Annotated in this window: 17 protein-coding genes and 1 CRISPR repeat array; of the genes, 6 read left to right on the top strand and 11 right to left on the bottom strand. The window is 55.9% G+C overall.

All coding sequences use genetic code 11. The annotated features are described in order from the left end of the window. Positions 1 to 164 precede the first annotated feature (164 nt). Positions 165 to 568: a CRISPR direct-repeat array (repeat unit 34 nt; unit sequence TCTTAATCCCTTTCTATTTCAGGTCGTTTCTTAC). Between the two features lie 367 nt (positions 569 to 935). From csm5 to cas6, 6 genes are all read right to left on the bottom strand, one after another. Continuing rightward, complete coding sequence (gene csm5 / locus G7Y52_RS06010; protein ID WP_165067802.1) at positions 936 to 2,453, bottom strand: type III-A CRISPR-associated RAMP protein Csm5; 1,518 nt, start codon at positions 2,451 to 2,453, stop codon at positions 936 to 938. Continuing rightward, positions 2,446 to 3,420 (bottom strand): RAMP superfamily CRISPR-associated protein, encoded by a 975-nt coding sequence (locus G7Y52_RS06005; RefSeq protein WP_165067799.1) that lies wholly within the window; start codon positions 3,418 to 3,420, stop codon positions 2,446 to 2,448. Before G7Y52_RS06005 ends, csm5 begins: the two co-directional genes overlap by 8 nt. Positions 3,421 to 3,432: 12 nt before the next feature. Beyond that, positions 3,433 to 4,125, bottom strand: a complete 693-nt coding sequence (csm3, locus tag G7Y52_RS06000) for a type III-A CRISPR-associated RAMP protein Csm3 (protein WP_165067794.1) — start codon at positions 4,123 to 4,125, stop codon at positions 3,433 to 3,435. Between the two features lie 16 nt (positions 4,126 to 4,141). Continuing rightward, entirely contained in the window at positions 4,142 to 4,534 is a 393-nt protein-coding gene (csm2, locus tag G7Y52_RS05995; protein ID WP_165067791.1) for a type III-A CRISPR-associated protein Csm2, read from the bottom strand. Then, the gene (gene cas10 / locus G7Y52_RS05990) at positions 4,531 to 6,951 is read right to left on the bottom strand and encodes a type III-A CRISPR-associated protein Cas10/Csm1 (RefSeq protein WP_165067788.1); all 2,421 of its coding nucleotides are present in this window, start codon (positions 6,949 to 6,951) and stop codon (positions 4,531 to 4,533) included. Before cas10 ends, csm2 begins: the two co-directional genes overlap by 4 nt. Before the next feature lie 184 nt (positions 6,952 to 7,135). Continuing rightward, positions 7,136 to 7,858, bottom strand: a complete 723-nt coding sequence (gene cas6 / locus G7Y52_RS05985) for a CRISPR system precrRNA processing endoribonuclease RAMP protein Cas6 (protein WP_206215209.1) — start codon at positions 7,856 to 7,858, stop codon at positions 7,136 to 7,138. A gap of 662 nt (positions 7,859 to 8,520) precedes the next feature. Here cas6 and G7Y52_RS05980 point away from each other — a divergent pair. Beyond that, positions 8,521 to 9,168 (top strand): flavodoxin family protein, encoded by a 648-nt coding sequence (locus G7Y52_RS05980; protein WP_165067781.1) that lies wholly within the window; start codon positions 8,521 to 8,523, stop codon positions 9,166 to 9,168. Positions 9,169 to 9,341: 173 nt separating this feature from the next. On the opposite strand, the gene G7Y52_RS15220 is transcribed toward G7Y52_RS05980, so the two are convergent. The 4 genes from G7Y52_RS15220 to G7Y52_RS05965 all read right to left on the bottom strand — a co-directional run bounded on the left by G7Y52_RS15220 (position 9,342) and on the right by G7Y52_RS05965 (position 11,686). Beyond that, positions 9,342 to 9,512: a hypothetical protein gene (locus G7Y52_RS15220; protein ID WP_241159615.1), complete on the bottom strand. Its 171-nt coding sequence runs from the start codon at positions 9,510 to 9,512 to the stop codon at positions 9,342 to 9,344. Then, positions 9,493 to 9,648: a hypothetical protein gene (locus G7Y52_RS15215; protein ID WP_241159614.1), complete on the bottom strand. Its 156-nt coding sequence runs from the start codon at positions 9,646 to 9,648 to the stop codon at positions 9,493 to 9,495. The genes G7Y52_RS15220 and G7Y52_RS15215 overlap by 20 nt, the downstream gene beginning before the upstream one ends. Positions 9,649 to 9,791: 143 nt before the next feature. Further along, a complete protein-coding gene (locus tag G7Y52_RS05970; protein WP_165067777.1) occupies positions 9,792 to 10,004 on the bottom strand; it encodes a hypothetical protein in 213 nt (70 codons plus the stop codon). A gap of 431 nt (positions 10,005 to 10,435) precedes the next feature. Beyond that, complete coding sequence (locus G7Y52_RS05965) at positions 10,436 to 11,686, bottom strand: integrase arm-type DNA-binding domain-containing protein (RefSeq protein WP_165067773.1); 1,251 nt, start codon at positions 11,684 to 11,686, stop codon at positions 10,436 to 10,438. A gap of 429 nt (positions 11,687 to 12,115) precedes the next feature. Between G7Y52_RS05965 and G7Y52_RS05960 the strand changes: the two genes are divergently transcribed. The 5 genes from G7Y52_RS05960 to G7Y52_RS05940 all read left to right on the top strand — a co-directional run bounded on the left by G7Y52_RS05960 (position 12,116) and on the right by G7Y52_RS05940 (position 14,807). Further along, positions 12,116 to 12,343 carry an antitoxin VbhA family protein gene (locus G7Y52_RS05960; RefSeq protein WP_165067770.1) on the top strand — a complete coding sequence of 76 codons (228 nt, stop codon included), beginning with the start codon at positions 12,116 to 12,118 and terminating at the stop codon, positions 12,341 to 12,343. A 282-nt stretch (positions 12,344 to 12,625) separates the two neighbouring features. Then, positions 12,626 to 13,072, top strand: a complete 447-nt coding sequence (locus G7Y52_RS14905) for a hypothetical protein (protein ID WP_206215208.1) — start codon at positions 12,626 to 12,628, stop codon at positions 13,070 to 13,072. A gap of 262 nt (positions 13,073 to 13,334) precedes the next feature. Then, a complete protein-coding gene (locus G7Y52_RS05950) occupies positions 13,335 to 13,922 on the top strand; it encodes a hypothetical protein (protein ID WP_165067767.1) in 588 nt (195 codons plus the stop codon). 82 nt (positions 13,923 to 14,004) lie between these two features. Next, the gene (locus G7Y52_RS05945) at positions 14,005 to 14,298 is read left to right on the top strand and encodes a DUF1778 domain-containing protein (RefSeq protein WP_165067764.1); all 294 of its coding nucleotides are present in this window, start codon (positions 14,005 to 14,007) and stop codon (positions 14,296 to 14,298) included. A 101-nt stretch (positions 14,299 to 14,399) separates the two neighbouring features. Then, positions 14,400 to 14,807 carry a GNAT family N-acetyltransferase gene (locus G7Y52_RS05940; RefSeq protein WP_165067761.1) on the top strand — a complete coding sequence of 136 codons (408 nt, stop codon included), beginning with the start codon at positions 14,400 to 14,402 and terminating at the stop codon, positions 14,805 to 14,807. Positions 14,808 to 14,892: 85 nt separating this feature from the next. On the opposite strand, the gene G7Y52_RS05935 is transcribed toward G7Y52_RS05940, so the two are convergent. Beyond that, positions 14,893 to 18,282: a Swt1 family HEPN domain-containing protein gene (locus G7Y52_RS05935; RefSeq protein ID WP_165067758.1), complete on the bottom strand. Its 3,390-nt coding sequence runs from the start codon at positions 18,280 to 18,282 to the stop codon at positions 14,893 to 14,895. Positions 18,283 to 18,298: the final 16 nt, after the last annotated feature.

The following is an 18,298-nucleotide window of genomic DNA, read 5'->3' as shown; positions in this document are numbered from 1 at the left end:
AAGTCCGGTCTTGTGTTTGATGACGCTTTGGTTGAAACTTTGCATCGGGAACTCCTTGGGCATGACGCCCGGTTGATGGGTTGCTTACACTTCCATCAAAACGGAGTTCCCTTTCCTTTTCAAGGGGTACTGTCAGATCAAGTCGAAACTAGAGCAGATAAGCGTCTTAATCCCTTTCTATTTCAGGTCGGTTCTTACGAGTAGTAAGAATGTGAGTAGTTATTTGAGTTATTTGAGATCTTAATCCCTTTCTATTTCAGGTCGTTTCTTACTTCTGCTCCGAAGAAGAAGCAGAACAGGTTTTCAACTAGTCTTAATCCCTTTCTATTTCAGGTCGTTTCTTACCGCCAAAGAGGGCGACGTGTTCGACACGACGATTGGCCGGTCTTAATCCCTTTCTATTTCAGGTCGTTTCTTACCGCCAAAGAGGGCGACGTGTTCGACACGACGATTGGCCGGTCTTAATCCCTTTCTATTTCAGGTCGTTTCTTACTCGTTATGCGTATTGGTGGATAGAACCGGACTTTAATAGTGTCTTAATCCCTTTCTATTTCAGGTCGTTTCTTACTCCTCCCTTCTCACTCCTTTTTCCACAGCACCTGGCTGTCTGACTTGCGCGAACCTTCAGAGCATTTTTTGATTGAAAATATTCATTTTCAATCACTTCGCCGCCATCATTTCGCGTCCAGAACGCGGTCTGGACGCTCATTCGGCGCGGGCGCCAGCTCACGCTGTCGCCAGAGCGTTTCGCTCATTTCATGAGCAAAACGCTCCAGGGCAACGATGAAACTTCAGCCGTGCATAGGCGAACATGTCAAGCCAACCTACTGAAATAAAAAACTCTTTTCCTTGCGCGAACCTCTCTGGGACAGACGCGCCATCTTCATTCATTTCAACAGGTTGGCAAAACCCACCGAAGACAGCCACGGTTCGCGCTACTCGCCGAGAAGCTGTTTTACTTTTGCGACTTTCTTTTGCTGTTTCTGGGAGAGCTTGCCTTGCCACTTGCCCAGGCGCTGCCAGCAGTCACGCAAGGCAGCCGCCGCCTTTACCCGCAAGTCACCCTCCAGGCTGTCCAGCCTGGCAAAAAGCTCCATACTGCGCTCCTCCGGGGCATCGGGGGCCGCAACTTCAGCAATGGCACGCTCCTCCGGGGAAAGGGCGGCAAGTGCCGCCTCGCGTTCCGCTGCCTCGCGCTCTTTCCGGCGCTGTTCCTCAGCGGCTTTTGCCCTGGCTTCGGCAACGGCCTGCGCCCGCTTGCGCTGCTCCTCCACAGCGCGGCGGATTTCCTCCTCGCGCACGGCACGAACCTGCTCCCGCTCACGCCGGGCGTTCTTGATGGCCCCTTCCACCCGGGCTACACCATCTTTGTATTCAGCCTCCTCACAGCGGCACAGCACCACCCAGCCGAAGGGCAATTCACGGTCAGCCAGGGTGCGCGTCTTGCCGGCTCCTTTCCGGGCTTGAGGCGCATTCTCGCTGACGGTGACACATTCCACATGGGAATAGTGCCCCACGCGCAGCAGGAGTTCCCGCTGTGGATCCAGTTTTTCCATGCGGCTCAGGACGGGTTTGAGCCGCCTTCCCACCTCGGCAAGATGCGGCAGCTGGTAGAATTTCCCCAGTTCTTCCCGAAAGCGTTTTTCGTAAAAGTTCTTGCAGATGGTTCCGAGGTCTGCAAACGAAAGCACTTTCCCCCCGGGCAGGCCAATGCCTGCCGCGTCCATGAGCAAACGCCCATAGAGCGGCAGACCACCAGACGCGGCTGGGGGCAGCACCTCGCAGGGCGTTTTGGGGGTACCAGGCTTTTCCGGGTTGAGCCGCGCTTCGGCAGCGGCCACGATACGCGTGGCGCCCGGCGGTATCGGAATATCCGACACCTTGAGGGCCTGCATACTGTGATCGCGGATGGAACCGAGCAGGCGCTTCATCTCGTCCGCATAGGCATCCCGCCCGGCTGCTCGCAGACCGCCATGATCAAGCCTATCAATGAGTGCTGTGCTCAGCGCCCCCTTGAGGGAGGAGCCGGGTATATATGGCGCCATGGTGACGGGGCTGCGGGGAAGGGGCTGGACCTCCGCCTTGCTCAGGCTCCCGGGATTTTTGATATGGGCGCGCAAATTTTCAGCCAGGGCAGCGGAGGACACGGCCACACGCGCGAGCGAATAGAGGGCCGCGTCCAGGTGTTCATCCATGAGGCGACGCAGGTTCAGCATCTCGCCAGAGTCGAGCGCCTTGCGTATGTCCGCCTTGTCCTGTGCCGCCTGAAGCCAGGCCGCCGCGTCCACCAGGTGCAGGGCGTACACATCGCCCTCCTGCCGGATGACATATTCCAGCGGAGAGAGATCGCTCCCGGAACCGATAAAAACGGGAGTGAGCGCCTCCAGCCGGAAGGGGAGAAAACTTTCCCGCGTCCAGCGGCGCGGGCCGGAACGTTGGCTGCGGTCAGGCATGGTTTTCCTCCTCAACAACATGGCAGGGCAGAATGAGCGCTTGTGTCACCTGGACGACAGCCGGGTCGGCATTGATCCCCTCCAGCACATAGGGCCCGTGCGGCATGTGCCGCAACACGCTGCCCTCCTGAAGCAGAAGCATAGGGGCCTTGTGGGGATTGGCATGTCCGGGGCCGGCCTTGCCGCGCTTTGCCTCCACCGCATACCAGCCATCAAGCTCCGACATGTTCATGGCGGCGCAGACGGAACAGAGCAGGGAGTGGGGACCGCCCTTTTCCAGCGGCGCGGGGTCGAAACTTTCATCCCGCTCCACGGCAAAACGGCCCTTGCCAGTGGAGGCGTCCCTGCCGAAGCCCATATCACCTGTTTCAGCCAGCAGCTCCAGTAGCGTATCCGGGGCCTCGGCGCGCGCGTAGATGTGGAAAGCAGTGCCGGCGGCAAACCAGGTGAGACGGTTGAAATAAAGACCACCCTCGGCGGCTGTGCCGCTCTCCCTGTTGATGGTCACATGCGGCTCCACGCTTTCGCGGCTCCGGGAGGAGTCAGGCCGCTTTTCCTGCCGGCAGAACCAGGCCAGCAGGGGCTTCAGGGAGAGGGCGGCCGCATGGCGCGCCCAGACCTCTACTGGCAAATGCCTTGTCTTGCGGAAGAGCTTGTACGCCTGCAACGCGTCAAAGAGCTCGAGGGGCCTGCCCGCGGGGTCACAAAATTCTTCGGACGCGACCCATTGCCGAAAGCTGCCGCGGCTGGCCGGCGGCAGGCGCGGCATACTGACGGTGTCAAGGGGAAGGGCTGAGGATACGGCAAAGGGCGGGTTCCCCGAGCGAAAGCCCTCGATGGCGGCGCGGCAGGCCCCCGCCCCCTGGCGCTCGGCCATGCGCCAGAGCAGCATCCCGCACAGCGTATCGCTGCGCAGGGGCGTGCCCCACGGAGAGAGCGGCCGCACAATGTAGCGCAAAAGTTGCATGGCTGACTCCGGCTAGAGGGCCCTGATGCCGGCCAGATCCACTGGCTCGCCATCCAGCGCCAGATCCTCGAATGCCACCTGCCCATTGCCGCGTGAAGACCCGCCACCCAGGGCGTCAAGCTCAACGAGCCTGAGAGCCTTGAAAAGCCATTGGGCCAGCTCGTCCGCCTTATCGTGCTCAAAAACCTTGAGGGCGATGCTCAGCTCAAAGGCCACGCCGGCGGGCACGCGCTCCAGCGGGCGGGGATGTTCGGCTGTGCCGTTGACCCGGTTGATGGTGTTCTCGTACTTGATCTCCATGGGGAGTTGCCCGGCCGCAAAGCGATCTCTGTCCTCTTTGCAGAGCATGGCGTCACGCACCAAAAGGCGCGTGGGGCCGAGCCCGGGATCACACTTCCCCGGATCATTATGCGCGCCGAACAGCACGCATACGGGGCAATCCGCCTTGCCGCAGCCGCAGGGCGCGCCATTGGTTATGTATTTCCGGGTCTCAGGGTTCGTGCCCATGACGATACCCACCTCCAGCAGGGATCGCATCTTGCCCTTCAGGGATGAGCCGGGAATATAGGGCGCCCCGGAAAGCGGGTCCTTCACAATGGGCTGGTCAAGCCCGCCGATCTCCACAGTTTCCTTGCCCGCGCCGATGTGCAGGCCGGTGCGCAGGCGGATGCGGCCGGTAAGTGTGCGTATGGATTGCAACTGCATGTCTTCCTCCGTGATGTCAATCCTTGAGATAGCGGGCGCTGAAGCCGACAACCGCCTCAAAGTGCAGCAGGAATGCCTTGAAATCACAAACATCCTCTATACTGTCCACATTCTTCCATAGCCATGTCTTAAAACTTTCAGGGACGACCTTACGCTTGAGGGCGTATTCCGACTTGGCCTTGAGCAGCTTAATCATAGGCAGGATGCGGCAAAAGGCGGCCTGTTCGTCCCGGGCATCCAGCAACTGTCTCTCAAGCGACTTCACGTCCGCGTAAAATCTCCGCAGCTGAGAGGTTTTTATTTCCGGCCTTTCTGTAAAGGATCTTGCCGTTTCCTCTGCCCTGGAATCTACCCATACAGGGTTGAGCTCCTGCTTGGCTTTGTCTTTGTAATACTCGATTTTACTCATGCTCTGCTCCTCTCTCCGGTAGTGCGGGTGCGGTACAGTGCCCAGGTGATGCCCAATTCCTCTTGGGGGAAGCCCCTGTTGTCCTGCGCCATGCGCCACAGGCGCTCTGTGTCCACGTTGTCAGGATGGCAGTTGCGCTTCATGTCATAGGCGAGGTGCGCAAGGTAAAGGCCCTTGCGCATGTCGCCCCGGTAAAATTCGCCGCAGGCCCGGGCATAGCCGAGCAGGCGACGCACAAAGCCCTGGGTGACGGCCCCTTTCAGGCACATGTCCTCCAGCCATTGACCATTTTCAAGCAGGTGCTTGCATTGAGCCCACCCGGCTGTAACGCCAAACAACGTGGCCGCGTCCTTGTCGGGATGATGCTTGGAGGCTTCGAGCGCATCCTCCGCCGCGCGGCGTATGGCCCGCATGGGAAGGCGCGGCTTGAAGACAGGCAGGCCGGCCGAGAAGGTCACGGCGGGATTTTCTCCGGTAAAGCGTCCGAAGTCCTCACGCAGCCGGCGTGCAAAGTCGATTGCCTGAGACCACGGCCCAAGGGCAAAGAGATCGTCACCACCCGCAAAAACGAGGTACATGCCGGGGAATTCCCGCTTCATGAGGCGCGGCGCATGCGCGGCGAAAAAGTGGTTCATCATGCGCGAAAGCATGGCAAAGCGGGAAATGGAGAACAGGCTCTCCTCCCCTGTGCCGAAGCCCATGCCGAAAAGCAGGCCCAGGTTGTCCACGTCCGCCTTGCATGCCGCCAGACAGGCCACAGAACGCATCCCCGTGGAGTCTGCAATGGGCACGCGGGCCTCTTCGGCCAGCATGGCAAAAGTCTTGGGAGCGTCAACTTCCACGGCTTCGCCATTCAGGACGGCTGCGCCGTTGATGTCTTCCAGGCGTCCCTCGTTGCGCCACCGCTCCATATCCTCCCGAGTCAGATATGGCACATGCCCGGCAACCGGCACAGCGGCGAAACCGTCATAGCCGCGCATGTTCACAACATCCAGGGCGTCCCGCAGAAGATCATCGGCGGCATCACGCGCTGCCAGGCGCAGGCGCAGTCCATCAAAGAGAGCGACCCCATCGCCCTCACGGGTAAAGACGAGGTACTGTGCATTTGGCAGGCGGCGCCCCACCTGCTCAATGAGGCGACGACACAGCCCGCAGATGGGAGCCCCGTCATCAAGCCGCCCCGTGGCGGGGCGCGCGCGGCAAAAGTCACATTCGCCATATTCAGCGTAATCTTTCTGCTGCACACCAAGAACCGGGGAGACACCGCCCTTGAAAGCTGTTGCGAAAGGATGGAGTTTGGCCTCCTCCAGGGCGTCGTTGAAAGCCTCGAATCGCCCGCAAAAGCGCGTGCGCTCCAGATCCTCAGGCAACAGTGGCAAGCTTGCGAATGTCATACGCGCTGTGCCCAGGAAGGTCTTCAAGAGCCACGCATCCACTTCCTGATGGAGTATGCGGAGGGTTTCACGGCTTTGCGGAGTGTCTGGCAGGAGGAGCACGAAACGACCGCCCGCGTCCATAATCCTGGCTGCCGGGGAGAGATCCAGCCGCTCCAGCAGGGAAAGCCATACAGAACGGGTGAGCGCCTGCAAATACAGGGAACGCGCCCGCAAGAGCTTGCTGGCTCCCTTGTCCGCCTGCCCTTCTGCTCCAAAAATGAAGCGCTGGATACCGGAAAGCTCACCACCGGCGAGCAGCAGGCGTTCTTTCCCGGTTGGGCAGGCGAGCAGCGCCTGAACGATAGCCGCCGTTGTGGCCGCGTGGTCATAAAGTGAGATGTCGGCCCGTGTCTTCCACGTTGAGGATGGCACACACCAGGTGAACCGCTCCAGCAGGCTGACCAGCGATGCCATGTAGTGATGATGCCCCATATGAAGCGGCAGGGAGTCGAGGGCAGCCAGGAACTGCGCATACAGGGCTTTATAGGAAGCAGCTTTTCCCGCTTGCGCGACAGGGAAGAGGGGGGAGTCATCCCCGGCCCCCGGCTGTGTGTCAAGGGGCAGCAGACGGTAGCGCAACGGAGGCGCGTCTTGCGCCAGTCCCTTGCCGTTCAGACAAACGTTGGTGAACACCGACTCCAGCCGGGCCGTTCTGAAATCGCCTTCGGCCTCGCCTTCCAGACGGTCACCGCCAGACGAGAGATGATCCGCCCTTTGCAGGAACAGTTCCTCCCGTGAAGTGGCGTCGGGTCTGTGGTGTGCCGACGCCAGGCGGGCGAGACGGCTTCTCATGCCCTCCAGATCCGGCGGGAGCGGCAGTACATGCTCTATAAAGTAGTCCGTATACAGCACATGCCGGTGCGTGGTTCCGTGGGGGCAGTATTCCTGCGCCAGGCCCTGGGAACAGGGGGCGTCGGCGCGCTGCGCGAACTTGCCAATATCATGGAGCCATGCCGCCAGTATAGAAAGCTCCTGCTTCATGCGGGCCTCCTGATGTGTCAGCCGATATTTTTTTTGAAAAATATCCCTTCACCTGCCCTGTCGCAAGGGCAAGGATGCACTCTCGTAAAACAGGGCTGTCCTTGACATGTACCGCACTGACCATTGCAGGCGAACGTGTGCTTATGACGGGTAAACCAGAGGAAAAGCGCAAAAAGGAAGGATGCTATCCATTGGCACATTCCCAGCTGAGGCTCAGTGCCCCCAGGCCGAAACTTGTCTGTTTTCCCAGATGAACCCGAGCTGCGAAATCAAGATATTCGGCAAACGCCGCCACTGGGCCCGTATAGCTGACGCGTCCCACAAGTCCCCCAAGCTGCATGGCCGTATTCTGCCGCCCGGAATAACGGCGCCAGTCATGCCAGCGCAGATGGGTAGCCTCGCTCCGGACAGTGGCGGCTGCCTCTCGCAAGGCGGCAAACTCGGCCGGGGGCAGACGAAACAGCCTCCCCTCCAGGGCCTCCAGATTCGCCACCCTTCGCAGGATAAGCCGTACCAGCAGCGGAAAATCCAGCTCCGCAGCGAGGTGGTTCGCTTGCTTGAAGCGCAATGGAGTACGTAACTCCACGCTTACCATCCCTGTCACATGGGAATCCCCAAGACGGGGAAGCGAGAGATCTTCCGCCTTGTGAGGCAGCAGCCTCTCGCTCTCCGCGTCATAGATAGAGACATCGCCCTGCCTGACATCACAAAGAGAAAGCCTGCCCATCCCTTCGGCAATGCCGCGCCCCATACCCCGTTCCCCGGCCAGTTTGAAGGCGTGGATGAAATACGGGAGGTAATCTGCGGCATAGGCGAATAATTTCAGGGTGAACCTGAAGGTGTCCCCAGGTGCGAGCTCCCCCCTTGCCCCTTGTGGCGCCTCAATACAGAAGGGAGGGGGCAGCATCGGGGCAGACTGGCTGTTTTCCGGCGCGCTGACAAAGGTAAAAAGCCTGGGGAAAGCGCAGGTGCCAGAGAGCATACAGTCAGGACAATCTTTGCCCTGCATCATACAGACGGCATGACGCAGGCTGTTGCCCAAAGCGCCACGCAGCATGGAGCCCGTATACCATGGAAACCGGGCCACGGTTCGTGCCCGAAAGAAAAATTCTACGGAAAGGTAACGCATAGTGAGAGGTTAAGACAAATAGGCCGCATCCGCAAATGCCCCCTCCTGCGATCCCCACGGCTCCCTAGGGCAGATTTCCTTTGACTTTTTATGAAAGTCAAAGGTGGCATTCAGGCGAAAAACGCGGTTTTCGCCTGAATGTACGCCGCGTTGCGGCGGCTGCCGCTTTCGCGTCAGCAGAGCATTTTCAAAGAGAAAATGCTCTAGCTGCCTTGTCTGACCAGAGCCCGGCCTTCTGACCCTGAACCTGGAAACGCCTCAAAATGGCGAAAGCAATTACTCCGCGCGATGGCTGAAGAAAAAAACGGGAAAACCTGGGCCGGATCAGCCGATCATTTACGATGAGGAAAAGACGGTGTACGAGGGAAGTAAGAAGTCGGCTCCCGAACGCTTTCAAGCCGGGGGTTGAATGAAAAAAAACGCTGAACGAGGTGAAATGTATGAGTAAAAAAATTATAGCGGTCAATGCCGGGCCACGGAAAGGCTGGAACACTGATACCCTGATCACCGAGGCATCGAAAGGCGCTGAGTCCTCAGGCGCAACTGTGGAAAAATTCGACCTGTTCCGTCTCGAAAAATATACCGGGTGTATTTCCTGTTTTGGATGCAAGAAAAACCAGAACAAAGGGCACTGCGTGCGCCGTGATGGACTGACAAAAGTACTGGATGCCATCCGCGAAGCTGACGGACTGATCATTGGTTCTCCGAATTATCTCAGCGAAATGACAGCCTCGTTCCGGGCGCTCTATGAACGGCTGGTGTTCCAAAATTTGACCTATAACAGTGAAACGCCGTGTTGCAATCAAAATCCGATCCCCGTGCTGCTGATCATGACCAGCAACGCGCCCGATACGGCTTACACGGGACTGCTGCAAAACTACCAGCAGATTCTGAACAGATTTGTCGGGCCAACGGAAACCCTGGTCAGCGGCAATACGCTCCAGCTCAAAGACTATAGCAAGCTGGACTGGCCCTGGTCGTATTTCGATCCCGAGGCGAAAAAACGCAGACATGAAACCGTATTTCCGCAGGAATGCAAAAAAGCCTATGAGATGGGGGCCGCGCTGGTTATGAAAACCATGTCTTAAAAAATTGAGAGTATTAACTACAGTTCAGCAGACTTGCGATGGCAGGCCTGGAGCATTCTGATCATATCTTCCGGCACACGGACGAAAACCCGTTTTCCTCCTTTCTGGAGGATGGTAAAACCACCTCCAGACCCCCGCGATGTTGGTCATTATCCTGTCGTCTGGCAATCCCTTCAGTCTTGGCGGTGGTGGGCGGCGGGCGTGTCTTGCCTTTTGGCCTTTCTGGATTCTTGCAGCCGTCTGGCCTCGGTCAGATACTTGGTCAGGGTCTGGGCCTTCACCTCAATGCCTTTCTCGCGCAGCTTTTCGACAATCTCCTGTGTGTCAAAGCCGCGCTTTTTCATCCGCTCCAGCGTCGGGGCAAGGGTGAAGATGGCCTTTCACGGTCATGGCGCGGTTTCCGTCCAGCGTGACAACGGCGGGCTTGAGTGTGGTGAACTCCTGTCGGATTTCTTTCAGTTGGGCTGTGGTGATGCTCATGTTCTTTTCTCCTGTGATTGACGGGGCGTGACCCCGGTTTTGTCTTTTGCCTTTGGCGGTCAAGCGGCACGCTTGCACATTTGCTTTCGCAGAAAGCATAATGTGCTATGGCTCACATCTGAGCCGAGATTCCCGGCGGATGGTCAGCGCATCCTTGAGCGATGGCGTTGCGGCACGGCTTCCAGCTCTTGCCGGATGTGCCGCTCGCGCTCGGACTGCTGGCGGGCTTCCGCTTCCTGACGCTCGCTCTGGCGTTGGAGCAGCTCGGCCCGCTTGCGATTCAGGAAGTCGAGATGCAGGGGCCGGATTTCCGGCAAACGCAAAAATTCCAGAAAGCCCGCCATGATCGTGTTCATTTTTCCAACTGCGCCTCCAGCACTTTGATTTCCTTCTGGCCTTGCTTTCTGCTGTTGGCGCTGAGCCTCCCGTCCGGGGTAGCGGCCTGTGGCGCAACCTTTCCACCACGCGCTTTTGCTGATGGGAAAAAGCTTCAGAATGTGCGGAAGACGAAGAAAACCAGTGGAGGGTATATCTGATGTCATGGCGATAACTCCGTATAAATGGGTTGATTACGGAGTATTATAGTATAGTTATTCAATAAATCCACATAGTTTGAAAAAGTACGCTACAATGCGATATGGTTTTATACAGTCCATTACAGTTTGATGGAGATGTACAAAAAAGTGTTTTTTCCTGAAAAAAGTTTTGTGCGAATAAAAAAGCAGAGCCTTGCAGCCATGATGCCGCAAAGCCCTGCCATAAACCTGAATCTTGTTTACTTATTCAACTATTCCAAGGTATTGGATACCCTTTGCCCGCGTAATTCGTCCAGATAATCGGCCCACCTCTGAAGCAGCTCCCTTCGTTTCTCCAGATATGACGCATGGTTGTAAGCAGCCCGAACGGTATTTTGCTCCTTGTGGGCAAGCTGGGCCTCAATGATGTCGCCGTCAAAGCCCCATTCCAGTTTCTTTTCATTCAGGATGGTGGAGAACATGGCGCGGAAACCGTGGATGGTCATTTCTTCCTTGCTGAAGCCCATTCGGCGGATACCGTTCAAAAGCGCCATATCCGAAATACATTGCGAGGCTGAATGCCGTCCCGGAAAGCAGAGTTCGCCGGTGCCGGTAAGCAGATGCAGTTCGCGGAAAAGTTTGACCGCCTGAGTGGGCAAGGGCACGGCATGGGCAATGCGCATCTTCATGCCGCCGCCGTCCTTTGCATTTTCCCGTCTGGCGGCGGGCACAATCCAGAGCGCCTTGTCCAGATCAATCTCCGACCATCTGCCGCCGCGAAGCTCGGCGCTCCGAAGCGCCAGATAGGGCAGTATCTTGAGCGCGTAGCCGACAACGGCTCCGCCCTGATATTCGTCTATGCAGCGCAGGAGATGGCCGACAGCGGCGGGATCGGTCATGGTGGCGTAATGCTTTGTCTGGATGGGCTTGAGGACTTCCTTGAGGCCGTCAGCCGGATTGAAGACGATGTAGCCGCAGGTGCGGGCGAAGCGGCAGACCTGTCCGGCGGTTTCGGCCAGCTTGTGCGCTGTTACCGAATGTCCGGCGGCTTCCACCGGCCTGATCGCGCCCAGAATATCCCCAGGCACCAGTTTGCTGATGGGCTTTTCGCCAATCCGCTCATTGAGCAGGGAAAGGAGCCATTGTTTTTTCTTGATATTGGCCGCCGCGTAGGAATCCTGTTTTGTGGCGAACCATTCCTGGGCGACAACGGCGAAGGTCAGCGCCTGTTCACGCGCCGCCGCTTCGGCTTCTTCTTTGGCGGCCTTTTTCTGAGCGCCGGGATCAATGTCGCTGGCAAGCAGTTCCTTGGCCTTGTCGCGCTTGCGGCGGGCGTCTTTCAGGGAGACGGCGGGATACGCCCCGAAGCTGAGCGTCTTTCTTTTTCCGGCATAGCGGTAATCCATCCGCCACAATTTTCCTCCGGAAGCGGAGAGGTAAAGGTACAAGCCTTCAGAGTCGGCCAGTTTTGCCGGAGTACCGTCGGACTTCAAATTCCTGAGCATGGTGTCGGTCAGTGGCATGGCTCAAATCCTTTGCTGGCAAGGGGTTGCAGGGTGACGGTATTTTTCTGGCCGCGTTTCCTCCGTATCGGCTCATACCGCAATAAATACCGTCATTTTTGTTGGTTCTCCCCGCTTTTTACGACACCTCGCTGGACATACCATTGCCCAAAAAGCCAAGTCCCGCAAGGCTTTTCAGACCTTGCGGGACTTGTTTGGACTCTTACCTGGTGAAGGGGAGAACAGATTATGAATACATCTACTTATTTTTATTGAAATAAAAAAATATTAAAATTTTTCATACCAACGTCCGTACCAACAAACCGGAAGTATTACCGGAGTTCTGGTCTACACGCCCCTTGTTCAGGGTCTTGCGCCACGGCTTTGTCTCTCTTGCCGTCTCAAATTTCGCCTGCTATGATGAGGTACAAGCGCCAAGGATCCGCAAGAATGCCTTATACTCCCATATCCATAGACCGTGAAGCCCTGACCATTATGGACGTTCCCTTTCCCTCTCTGGAAGCTTGGGAAAGTGCGGCGGCGGCCATCGGTTCAAATATGTTTGAGGGCTATGAGCCAACCAGGCGGGGCATTGAGATCATTCGCGACTATATGACCGGTAAAATCAGCTTTGATGCGTTTATCCGGGCGGCTATGGATAAAGCGTATGCCAACTAGAGCATTTTGCTAATGAAATTAGCTAAACGCTCTGGCGCCAGCGCCGAATGAGCGTCCAGACCGCGTTCTGGACGAGAAATGGTGGTAGCGAAGTGATTGAAAATAGATATTTTCAATCAAAAAATTCTCTAAAAAGACAGGAGGATATATGAAACCTACTTTTGCCTACGAGCTGGCTCAAAGAGCCATTGCCAATTATCATATTATTAAAAAAAAGAAGACAATCAAGAAGAAGCTTTCGCGACGGTAGAGGCTCTTTCCGCTACTCTTTTATGTATAATTATGTTTAGAGAAAAGGGGGCGTTACAGAGATTTGATACAGAAAAATTAGATATAGATAGTCTCCCTGATTCTATTAAGAGTGTTATTACAAGTATTGAAGATATTAATGCTGAAAAAGAAGTAGTTAAGAACAAACTTTTTATTGATATTATCACATTGATGCGACATTCATTGGCTCATAGTGATTTTAAATTTACTATAAATAAAGAAACTGATACGGTTAACGGAATTAATTTTACTTTAAGGAACAAAAAACATCATCTAAATGATAATATTTATAAAAAATATAACAACCTTCCAGAAAAGATTCACATGTCAGAAGATGAATTGGTTTCTCTCCTTGAACGTCTTGTGCAACTTTTTGAAGACTGTACAGACACGACGTATGACGCCGAAATTTCCGAAACATTTAGGGATAACGAAGAGAATACCACTTTGTTAATATAGCGGTAAGAGACGGCCCTCAAAGCCTCCGCCACGAAGTCGCCTTAGCCCTAGGATTCCTCGAGGAAGGAATACTAGAACCCGGATGGACTTAGAGCCTGCCATCGGGCGTAAGAACCGGGTTTATGATGTTTTGAATTATCGGCGTCCGCTTACCTTGAAGATGATACGCAATCTTCATGGGCGCTTTGGTATTCCTGCTGAGAGTTTAATCAAGGAGTCCGTTATTTACTCCAATACTGTTATTGGTTAGAGCAGATTACCTTTGACTTTTTATGAAAGCCAAAGGTGGCATTCAGGCGAAAAACGCGGTTTTCGCCTGAATGTACGCCACGTTGCGGAGGCTGCCGCTTTCGCGTCAGCAGAGCGTTTTCAAAGTGAAAATGCTCTAGAAGATGAGTATAATGGTGAAAAAATAATTAGTGAGATTGGATATACTATTGATAACACGACAAAAACACGTGCTATTTTTGAAATTAATAAGGGGATTCCACAATATCCTGAAATCAATGTGAATGTTAAAATGCCAGAAGATATCAGGAGAGTTCACCTAAATAATATGATTTACATTGCTGATGGTCCAAGTGATATTCCAGCTTTTTCCTTAATAAATAAAGATAAAGGATCAACATTTGCTATCTACCCTAAAGGAGACCAAAAAGCTTTTGAACAGGTAGAAAAAATGCGGATGGATGGGAGAATTAATATGTATGCTGAAGCAGACTACCGTGATAACACAACTGCCTATAGGTGGCTTTGCTATAAAGTTACAGAAATATCTGATAGAATAAGAAATATTGAAAAATCAAAAATTACTTCTTCTATATCGAGTGTTCCTCAACATCTTGTTTAGAAGATTGATGAATTGTGAGGGATTCCCCATTTCTCTTGACCTGTACGGCAAAAATCCGTATATATTTTTTCAGGAGGCTGCCATGTCGCAAAATTCCGAAGTATCCATGTCCCGTATTGATGCCAGAATCCCCCTGACCGTTCGCGAGACCATTGACCGGGCCGCTGCCCTGCAAGGCCGGACTCGCACGGATTTTCTCATTGAAGCTGCCCTGGAAAAAGCGGAGAGGATCATTGCCGAGCAAAGCTTGATTCGTCTGACCCTGCGCGACCAGGAATTGTTGGCCAAGGCGCTGACTGAAGAAAACGTATCCGAGCCAAGCCCGTTTCTCAAATCCCTGACCAGCGAGTATGGCGAGCGGGTGACTCGGGCATGAAGCTGCTTTTTGGTCTTCTCTCTCCTGCTATGGAGAAAAGCGGTTTTACCTGCGGGGAGGCCGCTCTGGATACATACCTGCAAAAACTTGCCAGCCAGGATATGAAACGCGGTTTTGCCACGGTCATAGTGGCCAGGACGGAAACCGCTCCGAAAAAAATCATCGGCTATTATACCTTGTCTGCGGCGTCTGTCCTTCTGGATAACGTGCCGGAGGAAATGGCCCGCAAGATGCCGCGTTATCCGAATATTCCCGCTGTTCGCCTTGGCCGGCTGGCGGTTGCATCAGGTATGCAAGGCCAGCATATCGGCAGTCTGCTGGTTTTGGATGCCTTGCGTCGCTCTTGCCTCAATGAACTTGCGTGGGCCTTGTTTCTGGTGGATGCCAAAAACGAACGCGTTGCCGCTTTTTATGAGAAATTCCTGTTTCAGCGTTTTGCGGATAATGCGCTTCATCTGTGGATGCACAGAAAGCAGGCTGAAAATCTGATCACTCAGATTCCAGCTTGATTTTTCTCAACGGTACAACCAGACTTTTCGCGTGTGGAAAAGCTCTCTCTCTCTCTCTCTCTCTCTCTCTCTCTCTCTCTCTCTCTCAAACTTCTCCTTCCTCAAAGCCGAAATTATCAATCTTCAGTGTCCGGCAATTCTCTGAAACGGCCCGCACGGTCTGTTGCTGCACGCCATTGGGCGCGAAGGCTTCCACTTCCAGCTTGAGGTTCAGCGTCACGCCGTTTTCCATGGTGAGCTGGGAAATGACCTCTTCAACGATGCGCTGCACGTCGCGGTTGACGCGGGTGGTGTCCAGCGGGGCGGACAGGAAAAAGCGCATACTTTTGGGCGCAGGAGGAGAGGGCGGAGTCGTGACCGTTGATGTTCCCCCAGGTGCGGCAAAGGGCGCGTTGCCTTCCTGAAGTCCGGAAGCTGATGTTTCCGGCTTGTCCGCGCCCGTACCGGTTTTTCCGTTGGCGGATTCATCAGGCCGCCCTGCCTGTTCCCGTTCAAGCTGCCTTCTGGCTTCACTCGCCCGCACCAGAAAGCCGCTTCGCTCTATTTGGGCTGGCTGGTTATATTTGAGGTCGATATAGCGATTTTCTCCCACGGCGGCAGCATAGGCGAAATATTCTTCCGATGACAGCCCGTTCAGGATAGTTGCTTCCAGCACGTTGTAGCTGGCAAGACGCGGCAGGTAACAATAGGTCGTAAGGTAGTCCCACAACTGTTTTATCTGCAACTGATTGACTCCGTGCCAGAGCAGACTGTCCAGCTCCATCAGCAGCAGGGCAGGCGCCCATTTGGCAATCACAGTCTCGTTCTGAAGCAGCATTTTCCCCGCACGGCCAATAATGCCACCATCCCCGCCGCTGAGACGCGTTTTTTCCCATTCCACGGTTTTCATGTCAGAGCGGTCAATGCTCGGCGTCAAAAGCCAGCACCATGTTTCGCTCAGGCGCAGGTCAACTGTTTCGTTACTGCGTCTGAGGCTGTTTTCCGTCTCCCTGTTCTGGGCCGCGTCAAGATTCAAATCCTGACTGTCGTCCCTGACGGACTGCCAGGCCAGGTAGCGCCGCGTTTCCTGCTCCAAGGCGGACAGGGCCGTCTGATCCGGCGCGAGAAAGACCAGCATATTGCGGTAGCTTCGTGGTGAGCTTCCCCGGCGTTCCAGTATTTCTTCCACCGCGTTCATGGCCGCACCCTGGCCCGATGCTGTCACTGTCTCCGCCGGACGGAGGATCACCAGGCGCGCGGCCTGCTCATCGGGCACGTCCAGGGAGGAAGCAGGGCAGATATGGACGCCTTCAAACGGCGGTTCCCGGCGCAGCTTTTTCAGGCGGCGCTCTATCTCCTGTTCCACGTCAGACGCCGCAATCTGGGTCGCCCGATCTTCCACGGTCTTGCGCAGGGTGGGCCGGGTGTCATACCAGAAACGGTCAGCCGAGGGGCTGGAGTAGAGATAGGCAAGGCTGTTTTGCAGGGAAGCCAGCGCGTCGTTGAAGACGGCGATCTGTTCGCCGGGCTGAACAACGCCAAGGCGGATGCGTGAGGTCTCAATGCCGCGCACCTTCTGCTGGCGCACGGTGGGGGCGCTGCCCAGCATGATGGTTCTGGCCACGCGCCGTGAGGCCAGTACCTTGCCATAGCGGAGAACATTTTTATCCTGCTGCCAGGGGACGGATTGCTTGCCGTCCACCTCCCGATCCACAAGGCTGTTCCAGCCCTCCGGCAGGTGGCGGGTCAGTTCGTCCCGCACACTGGGCAGATCCAGCGGCAGGGAACCGGGCATGATCAGCAGCCCTGCGTCACTGCCCATCCACAGTTCATGGATCACGGCGGCCATCAGGCGCAATACGCCGCGCGTGCGCTGAAAGCGTTCCAATGTGGCCCAGTCTTCATACAGACGGTCAAAAACTTCGGGATGGATGGGGTAGCAGGCCAGCAGACGGTTTCTGTACTCAAGCTCCCTGGCTTCCAGCGGGAAGTCCGTCGGGTTTTCCCGATACAGAGTGCTGAAGTGGTCGCACACCATGTCGCGGGCGGATGGATTTTTGCAATTCAGAAAGAGCCTGCGGCGCACCACTTCAAAGCCTTCGTTGGCGGCCACCGGCTTCCAGATGGCTTCCATGCGGCCGAAGGTGTGCTCGATGGTTTCCAGAGCCGTTTTGCCCGCTTCTCCCCCGATTTCAATGTCCGATTCCGGGATGGACGCCACTACCAGACTGTTTGTGCTGGCGCGCGCGGCCTCGGTGATCTCCTGAATGAAGGTGATGAAGTTGTCGAAGCTCCCCGCCGGAAGCCCGCCCACGCCATAAATGCGTCTGGCGTAGGCCACCAGTTCATCCATGAGGATGAGGCAGGGGCCGCAGGCGTCAAACAGGCGCTTGAGGGCTTCGGAACCGGGGGAAATGCCTTTTTTGTCCGCTTCCCTGATGTGCTCATAGAGTTTTGGATTTCCGGCTGAATGCGCGAGCTGGGCGGCCATCTCGCCCCACAGGGTATTGACCGTCACACCGGGCAGATGCTGCGGGCGCTTGCTGCGGCTGGGATCAAGCGCGGTGCCGACCAGCACGGCGACATGGACGCCGGGCAGACTGCTGACGCCAGCCTCTTCAAGCACGGGATGGATGGCGGGCATTTTTTCCAGGGCAAGCCCGCCGCGTAAAAGATGATACAGCGCCAGCATACTGTGCGTCTTGCCGCCGCCAAAGGCTGTTTTCAACTGGATGACCGGTTCCCCGCCCGTGCCTGTTACGCGCTTCACGGCCTGGACAAGCAGGCCCTTCATGCCTTCCGTGACGTAGGTGCGGGCAAAGAATTCCACCGGATCGCGGTATTCAAAGGAACCTTCCCCGCGCGCCACCTGCGCCAGATCCGCCGCAAATTCCGCGTTCCGATAGCGCCCCTGCGCCACGTCAGGATGAGGTTCCATGACCTCGCGCCAACTGGGAAGATTGGCCGGAGAAACGGCGAGGATGCCGGAATGCTCAACGGTCACGGCGGGCGTGGTCTGCCCGGTCACAGTCGTGGAACCGGCGGCGGAACCGTAGCGGGATTTCCGCAGCAAGGCGCGTATCTCCTCCACAGCATCCGGGGCTATCTGTTCGCAGAGGCGGGACATGGTGTCCAGAGCGCGCCAGGTGTCGTCGTTGCTGAAATCCTGCGCGCCGATGTGCGCCAGGCGGTTGCGAACGCCCATCAGCTCTTTGGCCCAGGTACGATGATCGATGGAAAGGCGTTTGCGGAATACGTCCTTCCAGTGCAGGTCAAACAGGATGAGGCAGCGCTGGATGTCCAGCGACGCAATCAGCGTGTTTTCCGGGCCATCCACGGGCAGATCGCGTTTTTGCTCTTCCCACAGCCTGCCCGAAACGGCCTCTGCCCACCATGAATCACCGTATTCGGCCTTGAGCATGGCGCACATATAGGGCGCAAAGGCCATCAGAAGAGAATGAAAGCCACGGGAAACGAGTTCGTGATTTTGCGGCATGGCGGCATCTCCTGAA

It is taken from the genome of Desulfovibrio sp. ZJ200, from assembly GCF_011039095.1.
Taxonomy (GTDB): domain Bacteria; phylum Desulfobacterota; class Desulfovibrionia; order Desulfovibrionales; family Desulfovibrionaceae; genus Desulfovibrio.
Note: the sequence above shows the minus strand (reverse complement) of the source record. Positions and strands in the feature narration are given on the sequence as shown.

Bases quoted from the DNA above. Each gene is read 5' to 3' on its own strand.
- csm5 (WP_165067802.1), bottom strand. From the start codon at position 2,453: ATGCCTGACCGCAGCCAACGTTCCGGCCCGCGCCGCTGGACGCGGGAA.
- G7Y52_RS06005 (WP_165067799.1), bottom strand. From the start codon at position 3,420: ATGCAACTTTTGCGCTACATTGTGCGGCCGCTCTCTCCGTGGGGCACG.
- csm3 (WP_165067794.1), bottom strand. From the start codon at position 4,125: ATGCAGTTGCAATCCATACGCACACTTACCGGCCGCATCCGCCTGCGC.
- csm2 (WP_165067791.1), bottom strand. From the start codon at position 4,534: ATGAGTAAAATCGAGTATTACAAAGACAAAGCCAAGCAGGAGCTCAAC.
- cas10 (WP_165067788.1), bottom strand. From the start codon at position 6,951: ATGAAGCAGGAGCTTTCTATACTGGCGGCATGGCTCCATGATATTGGC.
- cas6 (WP_206215209.1), bottom strand. From the start codon at position 7,858: ATGCTGCCCCCTCCCTTCTGTATTGAGGCGCCACAAGGGGCAAGGGGG.
- G7Y52_RS05980 (WP_165067781.1), top strand. From the start codon at position 8,521: ATGAGTAAAAAAATTATAGCGGTCAATGCCGGGCCACGGAAAGGCTGG.
- G7Y52_RS15220 (WP_241159615.1), bottom strand. From the start codon at position 9,512: ATGAAAAAGCGCGGCTTTGACACACAGGAGATTGTCGAAAAGCTGCGC.
- G7Y52_RS15215 (WP_241159614.1), bottom strand. From the start codon at position 9,648: ATGAGCATCACCACAGCCCAACTGAAAGAAATCCGACAGGAGTTCACC.
- G7Y52_RS05970 (WP_165067777.1), bottom strand. From the start codon at position 10,004: ATGAACACGATCATGGCGGGCTTTCTGGAATTTTTGCGTTTGCCGGAA.
- G7Y52_RS05965 (WP_165067773.1), bottom strand. From the start codon at position 11,686: ATGCCACTGACCGACACCATGCTCAGGAATTTGAAGTCCGACGGTACT.
- G7Y52_RS05960 (WP_165067770.1), top strand. From the start codon at position 12,116: ATGCCTTATACTCCCATATCCATAGACCGTGAAGCCCTGACCATTATG.
- G7Y52_RS14905 (WP_206215208.1), top strand. From the start codon at position 12,626: ATGTTTAGAGAAAAGGGGGCGTTACAGAGATTTGATACAGAAAAATTA.
- G7Y52_RS05945 (WP_165067764.1), top strand. From the start codon at position 14,005: ATGTCGCAAAATTCCGAAGTATCCATGTCCCGTATTGATGCCAGAATC.
- G7Y52_RS05940 (WP_165067761.1), top strand. From the start codon at position 14,400: ATGAAACGCGGTTTTGCCACGGTCATAGTGGCCAGGACGGAAACCGCT.
- G7Y52_RS05935 (WP_165067758.1), bottom strand. From the start codon at position 18,282: ATGCCGCAAAATCACGAACTCGTTTCCCGTGGCTTTCATTCTCTTCTG.